Raw genomic sequence first — 11,604 nt, 5'->3', positions numbered from 1 at the left:
CGGGCGGTTCGACTCGTTTGTCGGGCGGCTGCAACCGATTGACGGGTGGTTGGACGCGTTTGTCGAGCGGTTACCTCAAATTGTCATGGCTGTACAAATTATTGCACAGCCGCCAAATGTCCGACACTTACATTATATATTTATTTATGCTTCCTTCATTTCCGTCAATAACGGATAGACGGCTTCAACGCCATTCTCAGCAATCTGGCACGCAATCCCCAATGGTGTTTCCCAAAATGATTCTGGGATGATTGGGTTTTTAAGTGCTGCCGGTTGAAATAGCGATTGATATACTCGTTGAAGATGTTTTCTAGTTACTTGACGTTCGATTTCCATCTCGCCACGCGCAATCAGAAACAAATAACGCATCGATTGAAAAATGTTGTCACCTGGCATAAATGTAAATTCTTTAAAGAGATATAATTGCTTCTCTGCTTTCCTGGAGATTGCTTGATTGATCGCCAAGTCATCTAGTCGTTCGTACAGTTGGCGATGGAGCATTTTAAACACACGGCGTTTTTCTTGTTGCATTACTTGATCGTCATACACTTCTTTCAAGAAATCGAACGCTTCTTCCCTTGTCCACTCCATCTTTTAAGCCTCCTTACCGTTCAGTTATCTTTCTTTTCAAATTTAACTTCATCATTTTCCAGGACTACTTCTAAATCATTTCCGTCGAAAAACCAAGCATCTTTTTCATCCACTTGAAAAGTAATCTCTTTCTTTTCAACGGTTGTTTCCGGTGTCGGGGCCGTTTCTAACCCCATACCGACTGAGAACCCTTGTTGAAACACACTGTCTCCTCCATATTTCGGGAAAAACCTGACTTGATCTCCTGCTTCTAAGTCCATTTCTTCTATTAACCAATCAACTGCTTCATCGGTGATATAAATTTGCATGGGTTAGCCTCCTTCAATATATTCAGTGTATCGAATGTTCCCCCTAGTCACAACAAAATAACGTGTTGAAAAATTCAATCAATTGTTTTAAGATTGCTTTAAATCGATAAAATGAGGACAGTTAAATGAATGAAGAAAGAATAGGCATCCTATATGGATTTTCTGCATATTTGCTTTGGGGATTCCTTCCACTCTATTGGAGGCTAGTTGAATCCGTACCTGCATGGGAAGTTTTAGCACACCGGGTAATCTGGTCATTTGTTTTTATGCTTTGCTTCATTCTGGTTATCCGTCGGTGGCAGCTTTTCAAGGAAGAAACCAAGTATGTTTTTGCTTATTGGAAAAGATGGCTTGGTATTTTAGCTGCATCGGTTTTAATCAGTTTAAATTGGGTGACATATATATGGGCTGTCAATGCCGGTCATGTGTTAGATGCGAGCCTTGGCTATTATATCAACCCGCTTTTTAATGTTGTGTTAGGTATTCTTTTTTTACAAGAGAGATTTTCTCCATTGCAATGGATCGCTGTTTTCTCTGCCTTCATCGGTGTAAGCTTTATGACGTTTCATTTCGGTTCGGTTCCGTGGGTGGCAATCGTTCTAGCGATGACTTTCGGCTTGTATGGGTTTTTGAAAAAAGTCGCTGACTTGAATCCGATATTTGCGTTAGGCATTGAAACGATGTTTATTACTCCTATTGCTTTCATTTATCTTTCCGTTATCGAATGGAATGGCACAGGTTCGTTTTCTTTCGATTTAGTAGGAGTTTTTTTATTTGGAACTGGTGCCATCACGGCAATTCCATTATTATTGTTCGCCCAAGGTGCGAAACGAATTCCTCTTTCGCTAATCGGCTTTTTGCAATACATCGCGCCTACAATTATGTTATTAATCGGTGTGTTTTTACTCGATGAATCTTTTACATACGTTCACGCTGTAACGTTTCTATTCATTTGGGTCGGTTTAATTCTTTATACGTATGAACGGTATAGTGGAAAGCGTCAACAAAAAGCTGTGACCACATAAGAGATAATTAGATATAAAAACTTCAGAAGCGGATGTGTATGCATCCGCTTCCTTACATGCTATTTTCCCTATCTAAAGACTGCTTACACTCCCCGCCAAATAATTCTCAATAATTTTATAAACACAAGAAAGCGCTTACAAAAATATGTTATACTAGACAAAAAGGTACGAGGAGGAGTTTTTCATGAAACGGAAATTCGAAACGGAAGTCATCCACCACGGTTATGATTCAAAAGATTTTCTTGGCAGTTTATCGGCTCCTATTTTTCAAACATCGACGTATACATTCGAGACGGCTGAACAAGGAGAGCGTCGATTTGCAGGCGAAGAAGAAGGCTATATTTATTCACGCCTTGGTAACCCGACAGTTAACATATTAGAAGAGAAAATGGCTTTATTGGAAAATGGCGAAGCGGCTTTGGCGTTTTCATCAGGAATGGCTGCGGTGTCTGCTGTATTAGTTAAATTGACGAAAGCGAATGACCACATTTTATGCTCTAAAGGGATATACGGTTGTACATTTGGCTTGTTAGATTTGATGAATGAAAAATACCAAATTCGTTCGGACTTTATTTCCATGGAATCCGAAGAAGAAATCGAAGTAGCCATCCAACCAAATACAACGTGCATTTATATCGAAACACCAATTAATCCGACGATGAAAATCATTGATTTAGAAATGGTTGCCCGTGTCGCTGAAAAGTATGAAATTCCTGTAGTCGTTGATAATACGTTCTCATCACCTTATTTACAGCGACCACTAGATTTAGGGTGTGACATTGTCATTCATAGTGCAACGAAATATATTTGTGGTCATGGCGATGTGATTGCTGGAATTGTTGTCGGTAACAAGGACTTCATTAGTGATGTTGCAATGACGACGCAAAAAGATATCGGCGGAGTCATTTCACCTTTCGATTCTTGGTTATTATTAAGAGGATTGAAAACCTTGCCGCTTCGTATGGATCGCCATTCTTCCAACGCTGAAAAGGTTGTCGAAAAGCTAAAGGAACATCCAAAAGTGAAAAAAGTATTCTATCCATTTGATTCAGATAATCCCGATTACCACATCGCTAAAAAACAAATGAGTCAAGGTGCCGGCGTCATTTCTTTCGAGATTGAGGGCGATAAAGCAGAGGCACAGGCATTGTTGAATCGGTTGACCTTTATGAAAATTGCCGTCAGCTTAGGTGATGCTGAAACGATTATTCAACACCCGGCAACGATGACACACGCAGTCATTCCGGAAGAAGAACGATTGAAAATGGGTATTAGTAATTCGTTGATTCGGATGTCTTGCGGCCTAGAAAATTGGGAGGATATTTGGGAAGATCTACAAGCAAGCTTGAACCTTGTTGGCGAACACGCCCATTCTTCATAAATAAATCATTGAGGACTCATAGCGAATCTATGGGTCCTTTTTTAAATAATTTCGAGTCAATCTTTAGTAGCGCTTCAGTGTTATTTCGCGTGACTTCAGTGTTTATTTGCTGAGCTTCAGTGTTCATTTGCGCGGCTTCAGTGTTCATTTGCGATACTTCAGTGTTTATTCGTACGGCTTCAGTCTTCATTTGCGATGCTTCAATGTTGATTTGCGGAGCTTCTACATTAATTTGCAATGCTTCAACATTAATTTGCAAACCTTCAACATTAGTTCACAATGCTTCAACATTAATTCACAATGCTTCAACATTAATTCACAATGCTTCAACGTTTAAGAGAAATCCAACAAAAAACGTTCGCAACTACGCGAACGTGGCTTATCCTAATATTTTCTTGATGTATTTCTGTGTTTCTTCAAAAGGTGGGACGCCGTTATGGCGGTCAACATTTCCTGGACCTGCATTATAGGCAGCTAGGGCGAGTGTGACATTGCCATCATAACGATTCAGCATATCCTTTAAATATTTGACCCCACCTTCTATGTTCTGTTTCGGGTCAAATAAATCTGTAACGCCTAAGCCTTTTGCGGTGGCAGGCATCAGTTGCATTAGGCCGGACGCTCCGGCATAGCTGACTGCGTTCGGGTTAAAGTTAGACTCTGCTTGGATGACACGCTTAATCAATGAGATGTCGACATTGAACTTATCTGCTGCTTGTTGGATCAACTCATCGAAGCTGCTCGTTTTTTGATCGCCTTCATTCATCGTTGGAATGGGTGTCGTCTGATGTGTATACGGTAGTTGACCAACTGCGAATCCTGGTTGTTGAGGACTCGGCTGATTTAAGTAAAGCGATTGGTTGTTACTCGGTTGCATATATGTAGAAAAAAGTTGTTGGAATAATTGGCCGGTTGACGTGTGATTCCCCGATTGATTGACCGAAGAAAAATGATTCGTTCTTGAAGTTGCTTGACGATAATTCATCATCATTTCGAATAGTCGAGACTCTAGCATGGTCTTCACTACCTTTAACTAATTAATACATTCATCATACCACAAAAACGTGCTTCATTCGTCACGTTTTTTAACATTTCTTAGTAGACTCACTTTCTCATTCATGAACGCTAAATTTTATCTGAATATATGATATATTTAACGTAGTCATAGGAGGTATGAAAATGGTTCAACCGACAAAAGAGTACGCTGAACAACTAGATCAACAAGATGCTTTACGAGATATGAAAAAAGAATTTTATGTACAAGAAGGTCAAATTTACTTAGATGGTAACTCTCTAGGATTAATGCCAAAACGCGCAGAAGATACATTGAACGAGGTCATTGATTCTTGGAAGAATTTTGGCATTGATGGCTGGTCTGAAGGGAAATACCCTTGGTACTATTTATCTGAAAATCTAGGAAAACAAGTGGCTTCATTGATTGGGGCCAAACCAGAAGAAGTCATCGTGACGGGTTCGACGACAACGAACTTGCATCAACTTGCTGCTACTTTTTACCGACCGGAAGGAAAGCGCACAAAAATTTTAGCAGATGAGTTGAATTTTCCTTCCGATATTTATGCATTGCAAAGCCAGCTTTTATTGCATGGTTATGACCCTGACGAGCATCTCATTCAAGTAAAGAGTGATGATGGTCGTACGATTGATGAAGACAAAATTATTGAATCGATGACTGATGAGGTTGCATTAATTATTTTACCGACAGTCCTTTACCGGAGCGGTCAGCTATTGGATATTGCAAAAGTGACCAAAGCAGCAAATGAACGTGGAATTCCTATTGGCTGGGATGGATGCCATTCGGTCGGCGCGATTCCTCATCATTTTCATGATCTTGATGTAGATTTTGCGTATTGGTGCCATTATAAATATGTCAACAGTGGCCCTGGTGGTGTTGCCGGTTTATTTGTTCACGAAAAACATTTGGACAAGCGCCCTGGCCTGACGGGTTGGTTCGGTTCGGATAAAGACCGTCAATTTGATATGGAGCATACGTTTACGAAAGCCCACACGGCTGGTGCTTATCAAATCGGAACACCGCATATTTTCAGCATCGCCCCGTTAATCGGATCTTTGCAGCTATTTGAAGAAGCTGGTGGGATTGAAAAAATTCGTGAAAAGTCTTTGCAACAGACTCGGTATATGATGGCGCTTGTTGAAGAAAAATTAATGGCTTATGGTTTCGAGCTTGGGAACCCAGTTGAAGATGAACGTCGTGGTGGCCATATTTGTTTGGAACACCCAGAAGCCGCGAAAATAGCGAAAGCCTTAAAAGAACAAAACGTGATTCCTGATTTCCGTGCACCGAACGTTCTTCGAGTAGCGCCGATTGCGTTTTACACGTCTTATGCAGATATTTATGAAGCGGTTGAACGGTTGCAGTCTATTATGGAAAAAGAAACATATAAAGCATTCCCTAACGAGCGTGGAACGATTGCATAACGATTCGGATTTAGTCCAGAGGAGGAATTCCATGATTATCGATATTTCTAGAAAGTTGAATGCCCATACGCCGACATGGCCAGGAGACCGTCCTTTTTCTTATGACCTCACCTGGTCTAAGGAAGATACCGGGTCCGTCAATGTCGGTCAAATCGCATCAAGTTGCCATACAGCAACGCATGTTGATGCTCCTTTTCACTTTAATTCGCATGGGACAACCATCGATCAGTTGCCACTTGAGTTGTTTATTGGTCGAGCAAAAGTTGTTGATGTTTCAACTAAATGGTTAATTAAACCCGAGGATCTTGCTTTCATCGATTTCTCACAGACGAAGCGGTTGTTGTTAAAAACCAATGCATGGTCTGATCCTTCTACTTTTCCGAAAGAAATTCCACAATTAGACCCGAGTTTAGGGGAATACTTAAATCGTCACGGGGTGGAATTGCTCGGTGTTGACTTGCCTTCTGTTGACCCATTAGACAGTAAAACACTCGATATGCACCATGCATTGGAAGAAAATCATATTCATATTTTGGAAGGGCTTGATTTGTCAGCAGTCGAGCCTGGTGATTACCGGTTGACTGCATTGCCACTATTTATCGAAGGTGCGGATGGAAGTCCTGTTCGAGCGATTTTAGAGACCATCGACCAATCATAGCGTCGTGCGTAAACTCCATAGTTCTGGGAAAAAGTAGTGATCAAGAACTTGTTTCAAATAACCGACACCGGAAGATCCGCCCGTTCCTTTTTTGTGGCCGATGATTCGTTCGACAGTTTTCATATGTCGAAATCGCCACTGTTGAAAGGCATCTTCTATATCGACTAATTTTTCGGCTAATTGATAAAGGTTCCAATACCGCTCTGTGTCTCGGTACACTTCTTCCCAAGCTCTTTGAACACTTTCGTTCACTTCGTATGAATTTCTGACGTCTCGTGTCAAAACTTCTTGATCGATTTCAAAGCCCTCTTTTTCCAATGCTTTAATACTTACATCGTAAAGACCTGGTGCTTCATAAGCTTTTTGTAAAGTCTTATGAAGTTCTGGGTCTTTTTCATAAATTTTTAACACGTGTTTGGTTTTATAACCGAGCGCAAATTCAAGCATACGATATTGATAGGATTGAAATCCGGAAGCTTGGCCAAGATAATCACGAAACTCCATATATTCAGAAGGCGTCATCGTCGCAAGAACATCCCATGCTTGGATGATCTGTCGTTGAATAGAAGATACGCGCGCCAACATTTTAAATGACGGTTGGTAGGCCTCTTGCTGAATCGCCTTAATCGCTGCGTTTACTTCGTGAAGTGCTAACTTCATCCAAAGTTCGCTTACTTGGTGGATCACGATAAATAACATCTCATCATGATGGTCAGATAAGCGGTTCTGACTCGCCAATATTGAATCCAATGATAAATAATCACCATAAGTCATTCGTTTTTTAAAATCTGTATGAATTTCTTTTTCATTTTCAAACACCATATCGTTCGCCTCCTTCTACTGTTTATTTTATCATACAGTATAAGAAGGATATTGTCGGTTCAATCAGTTGAATTATAATAAAGTCTATTGGTAAACTAGGATTAAAGCTTATCAAAATGAAAAGGAAGTGAATCAGCATGCGTGTCGTAAATAATATTGCCGAATTAATCGGAGATACACCGTTAGTTAAGTTGAATAAATTAAGTCCTGCCGATGGTGCAGATGTTTACGTGAAGTTGGAATTGTTTAATCCGAGTGGAAGTGTAAAAGACCGGGCTGCTTTTAATATGATTCTTGAAGCAGAAAAAGCCGGGCATTTAAAAGAAGGTTCAACAATCATCGAGCCGACGAGTGGTAACACCGGCATCGGACTTGCGATGAATGCCGCAGCGCGTGGTTATAAAGCAATTTTGACAATGCCAGATACGATGACAAAAGAGCGTATCAACTTATTGAAGGCCTATGGTGCTGAAGTTGTTTTGACCCCGGGTGATGAAAAAATGCCTGGAGCTATTGAAAAAGCGAAGCAGCTCGTTGAAGAAACACCGAACAGCTTTATGCCAATGCAATTTGAAAACGAAGCAAACTCAGATGCTCACCGAACAACAACAGCTGTAGAAATTCAAGAAGCGATGGAACAGCTAGATAAGCCTCTTTCCGCTTTCGTTTGTACATCTGGAACTGGTGGTACAGTCACTGGCACTGGTGAAGAGTTGAAAAAGATGTTCTCTGATGTGACCGTTCATATCGCTGAACCGGCTGGCTCCCCTGTATTAACGGGTGGAAAGCCAGGAAAGCATAAATTAGTTGGAACAAGCCCAGGCTTCATTCCACCAATTTTGAACCAAGAAGTTTATGATGAAATTATGTTAATTGAAGACGATGAAGCTTATGATACGACACGTCGCTTAGCGAGCGAAGAGGGAATTTTGGTCGGTCCATCTTCCGGCGCCTCTGTGTATACCGCGATTGAAGTTGCTAAACGGAAAAATCCTGGTGAGATCGTTGTCTGCATAGCTCCTGATACGGGAGAACGTTATCTTTCTGGTGATTTATTCGATTTCTAATACAAGCTTATGACATAGGCTAAACCTCTCAGCAAACTGTTTGCTGGGGGTTTTTTCGTTCCCCGGGCGGACAGTGAGCAAATCAATCGACTCGGTTTGCATTGTTTGCTATTATTTAGGTAGTCGAAAGAAACGGGTATCGAAATAAAATGAAAGAAGGATGTACATTGGATCAAGACAAACAAGCAAAACGGAATTTGGCGATCATGTGGTTCGCCAATTTTTTTATTGCTGGTAGCATGACGATGGTAATGCCGTTTCTATCTCTTTATATAGAAACTTTCGGTAACTTCTCAGAAACCTATGTACGTAATTGGTCTGGTTGGGTATTTGCCATTACATTCTTAACAGCATTTGCCTTCTCCCCTTTTTGGGGAAGATTCGGCGACAAGTTTGGCAGAAAGCCAATCTTAGCCATTATGGGATTCGGACTCGCCGGTAGTATATTTTTAATGGGGATCGTTGATTCAGTTCTCCAACTGTTCATTCTACGATTTTTCATGGGTGTTTTCGCTGGATTTATATCTACATCTCAAGCATTAATTGCTACACAAACTCCGAAGAACATCTCTGGTCGAGTATTAGGTACGCTTCAAACTGGTAACGTCACAGGAACATTGATGGGACCACTACTTGGTGGCATGCTTGCCGATACAGTCGGCTTCTCACAGGCCTTCATGATTACTGCTCTCATCATGTTAATTTCCGGATTTCTCGTAACGTTCGGTGTGAAAGAGCAGCGTGTGAAGGATGAGGAATCCACAAAAACATCCTATACAAAAAAAGAAGTACTCCAGCACATCTTCAGTAAACCGATGTTGATTATGGTCATCGTCATTTCCATGTTCATTCAAATCGCCCATTTTTCTGTCCAGCCAATTTTAGCACTGTATGTGAGTGAATTGAATGGACCTGCGAATTTGGCCTTTATCTCGGGTATCGCCTTTTCCATCACCGGACTCGGTAACTTGCTGATGACTAGAAAGTGGGGAATGATCGCTGACAAAGTCGGCTATGAAAAAATTATTATTCTTTTGCTCATGCTAGCTGGAATCGTTTATTTACCAGGCGCCTTCGTTACAGAAGTTTGGCAACTTGTCATTATCCGCTTCTTGCTTGGTGTCACGCTAGGTGGAATTATGCCTGTTCGTATGGCTTATATTCGACAAGCTGCACCAGTGGCGATTCAAGGTGAGGTTCTTGGTTATAGCACGAGCCTCCGCTTCCTCGGAAACGTCATCGGTCCAGTGCTCGGTGGCGTCGTCGCCGGTTTCTATGGCATTAGTTTTGTATTTATTATTACAAGTACGCTTCTTATCCTTAGCGGATTTGCTTTGCTATTCACAAAATGGAAAGAAAGTGAAGCAAAAACAAGACGTACAATTCGAACGAGCACGAGACTTCGGAACCAAAATAATTAATAGATATTTTAATGACTCCATTCGCTATTCGCGGGTGGAGCTTTTTTGCGTTTGATATTCCTCTTTCTGAGTTGAGTCGCGCTATCATACACGGAAGATTCCATTTTTTGCGGTCTTCCGTTCCTGAGAAAGCCTATCAAACACGGAAGAACATATTTTTCGTGACCTTCCGTACTTGAGACAGCCTATCAAACACGGAGGAACACATTTTTCGCGGTCTTCCGTTCTCGAGACAGCCTATCAAACACGGAGGAACACATTTTTCGCGACCTTTCGTTCTTGAGACACGCTATCAAACACGGAAGAACACATTTTCTACGAGCTTCCGTTCTTGAGACACGCTATCAAACACGGAAGAAAACATTTTTCGCGGTCTTCCGTTCTCGAGACAGCCTATCAAACACGGAGGAACACATTTTTTGAGACACGCTATCAAACACGAAAACCCAATTCTTGTGATCTTCCCCGTTTGAGAAGCGCTATCGACAATCACAATAGGATACGAGCTCTAAAAAATTTCTACGAATCTTCTACCAAAAAAGCAGAAAAAACCAAAGATTCAACCACAGAGGACATGCTCCAACCCCCGTCACGAAAGCAATTTACAAACTCTTAACGATTTCTTTACATGAACTTTACAGACATTTCTAAGAATACGAACTATGATGAATTTGTAAGACGAATAAAACATATCCAGAGGGGGAGTTTTACAAATGAAGAAATCACTCAAGTTTATTATTTTGTCAGGATTGATTTTATTGCTTGCTGTATTAGCAGCTTGCGGAAGTGATTCAGAAAAAGAAAGTGCCGCTGAAGAAGCTGACACGTCAGGATCTTCAGAAGAAGAATCAGCTACAAATGAAAACATTGAAGGTAGCGTTGTCGTTGACGGTTCAGGTACGGTTTATCCCTTAATGGCATTACTTGCTGAAAACTACATGACGAACGAGCAGCAAGGCGTCTCTGTCGAAGTAGGACGCGCAGGAACGAGCGCAGGTTTTGAGAAATTTTTAATTGAAGATGGAACAGATTTCAACGATGCTTCTCGACAAATCAAACCGGAAGAAAAAGAGAAAGCTGACGAATTGAATATTGAAGTGAAAGAACTGAAAGTCGCCCTAGACGGTTTAACCATCGTCACACATCCAGAAAACGATTGGGCAACGGAACTTACAGAACAACAAGTCATCGACATTTTCTTAGCCGATGGCGGCATTGAAACTTGGTCTGATGTTAACGCTGATTGGCCGGATGAGAAAATCCAAACGTATGGTCCAAATGAAAACCATGGAACCTATGAATTTTTCTATGAAGAGATCATGGATGAGCAAGATTTAAGAGATGATGTCAACTTACAACAAGAATATTCTCAGTTAGTTAACTTAATCTCAGAAGACAAAAACGGCATTGGGTTTTTCGGCTTCGGTTACTACGACAACAATAAAGATCAAGTACAAGCTGTCAGCATTGACTTCGGTGACGGCCCTGTTGAACCTTCATTAAACACGATTGATGAGAATGGTGAGTATGCAGGATTTACCCGTCCAGTGTTCACTTATTTGAATATGAACCATGCAAAAGAGAAACCACAAGTACTAGACTATGCGATTTACGTAATGAATACAGTAAACGATGTGGCAGGTGAAGCTGGTTTTGCTCCAATTCCGGAAGAGGAAGCCGAACAACTAAAATCTGAATTGGAAGAGCTAAAGTAGAAGAATCTTAACTGATTAATAAATAGTTTTACCCCCATTGATTGAACGATGAGAGGCAAATGTTCCCTCTCATCGTTCCCATCTTTTTTTTCGATTGGAGGTTCATCATCATGACGACAAAAAATGTGTCCGTTAGCACTGCGAATCTTTCAACGAAAC

The 11,604-nt window shown here is 41.0% G+C and carries 12 protein-coding genes; 7 read left to right on the top strand and 5 right to left on the bottom strand.

The window, feature by feature from the left end; translation table 11 throughout:
- Positions 1 to 144: 144 nt before the first annotated feature.
- Together FPQ13_RS08225 and FPQ13_RS08220 are read right to left on the bottom strand one after the other, a co-directional pair.
- Positions 145 to 591 (bottom strand): hypothetical protein, encoded by a 447-nt coding sequence (locus tag FPQ13_RS08225; RefSeq protein WP_144088867.1) that lies wholly within the window; start codon positions 589 to 591, stop codon positions 145 to 147.
- 20 nt (positions 592 to 611) lie between these two features.
- Positions 612 to 899 (bottom strand): HesB/YadR/YfhF family protein, encoded by a 288-nt coding sequence (locus FPQ13_RS08220; RefSeq protein WP_144088866.1) that lies wholly within the window; start codon positions 897 to 899, stop codon positions 612 to 614.
- 125 nt (positions 900 to 1,024) lie between these two features.
- Here FPQ13_RS08220 and rarD point away from each other — a divergent pair, with 125 nt between their 5' ends.
- Both rarD and megL read left to right on the top strand, forming a co-directional pair.
- Positions 1,025 to 1,924, top strand: coding sequence for an EamA family transporter RarD (rarD, locus tag FPQ13_RS08215; protein ID WP_144088865.1), 900 nt, complete (start codon positions 1,025 to 1,027; stop codon positions 1,922 to 1,924).
- Between the two features lie 184 nt (positions 1,925 to 2,108).
- A complete protein-coding gene (gene megL / locus FPQ13_RS08210) occupies positions 2,109 to 3,305 on the top strand; it encodes a methionine gamma-lyase (protein WP_144088864.1) in 1,197 nt (398 codons plus the stop codon).
- Positions 3,306 to 3,321: 16 nt separating this feature from the next.
- On the opposite strand, the gene FPQ13_RS08205 is transcribed toward megL, so the two are convergent.
- Positions 3,322 to 3,564: a hypothetical protein gene (locus FPQ13_RS08205; protein WP_144088863.1), complete on the bottom strand. Its 243-nt coding sequence runs from the start codon at positions 3,562 to 3,564 to the stop codon at positions 3,322 to 3,324.
- 120 nt (positions 3,565 to 3,684) lie between these two features.
- Positions 3,685 to 4,320, bottom strand: coding sequence for a lytic transglycosylase domain-containing protein (locus FPQ13_RS13900; RefSeq protein WP_272874466.1), 636 nt, complete (start codon positions 4,318 to 4,320; stop codon positions 3,685 to 3,687).
- Between the two features lie 158 nt (positions 4,321 to 4,478).
- Here FPQ13_RS13900 and kynU point away from each other — a divergent pair, with 158 nt between their 5' ends.
- Complete coding sequence (kynU, locus tag FPQ13_RS08195) at positions 4,479 to 5,762, top strand: kynureninase (RefSeq protein ID WP_377862685.1); 1,284 nt, start codon at positions 4,479 to 4,481, stop codon at positions 5,760 to 5,762.
- A gap of 31 nt (positions 5,763 to 5,793) precedes the next feature.
- Positions 5,794 to 6,420 (top strand): arylformamidase, encoded by a 627-nt coding sequence (kynB, locus tag FPQ13_RS08190; RefSeq protein WP_144088861.1) that lies wholly within the window; start codon positions 5,794 to 5,796, stop codon positions 6,418 to 6,420.
- Here the strand turns inward: kynB and kynA are convergent.
- On the bottom strand, positions 6,415 to 7,242 hold the full coding sequence (gene kynA, locus FPQ13_RS08185) for a tryptophan 2,3-dioxygenase (RefSeq protein WP_144088860.1): 828 nt from the start codon (positions 7,240 to 7,242) through the stop codon (positions 6,415 to 6,417). The genes kynB and kynA overlap by 6 nt on opposite strands.
- 137 nt (positions 7,243 to 7,379) lie before the next feature.
- On the opposite strand from kynA, the gene cysK reads away from it, so the two are divergent.
- From cysK to FPQ13_RS08170, 3 genes are all read left to right on the top strand, one after another.
- The gene (cysK, locus tag FPQ13_RS08180) at positions 7,380 to 8,309 is read left to right on the top strand and encodes a cysteine synthase A (protein WP_144088859.1); all 930 of its coding nucleotides are present in this window, start codon (positions 7,380 to 7,382) and stop codon (positions 8,307 to 8,309) included.
- A 167-nt stretch (positions 8,310 to 8,476) separates the two neighbouring features.
- Positions 8,477 to 9,730: an MFS transporter gene (locus FPQ13_RS08175; RefSeq protein ID WP_281281200.1), complete on the top strand. Its 1,254-nt coding sequence runs from the start codon at positions 8,477 to 8,479 to the stop codon at positions 9,728 to 9,730.
- 713 nt (positions 9,731 to 10,443) lie between these two features.
- Positions 10,444 to 11,445, top strand: coding sequence for a PstS family phosphate ABC transporter substrate-binding protein (locus FPQ13_RS08170; protein WP_144088858.1), 1,002 nt, complete (start codon positions 10,444 to 10,446; stop codon positions 11,443 to 11,445).
- The last annotated feature ends 159 nt before the right edge of the window (positions 11,446 to 11,604 follow it).

The sequence above is a fragment of the Allobacillus salarius genome, from assembly GCF_007559425.1.
Lineage (GTDB): Bacteria > Bacillota > Bacilli > Bacillales > Alkalibacillaceae > Allobacillus > Allobacillus salarius.
This window is presented reverse-complemented; position numbering and strand designations above follow the sequence as displayed.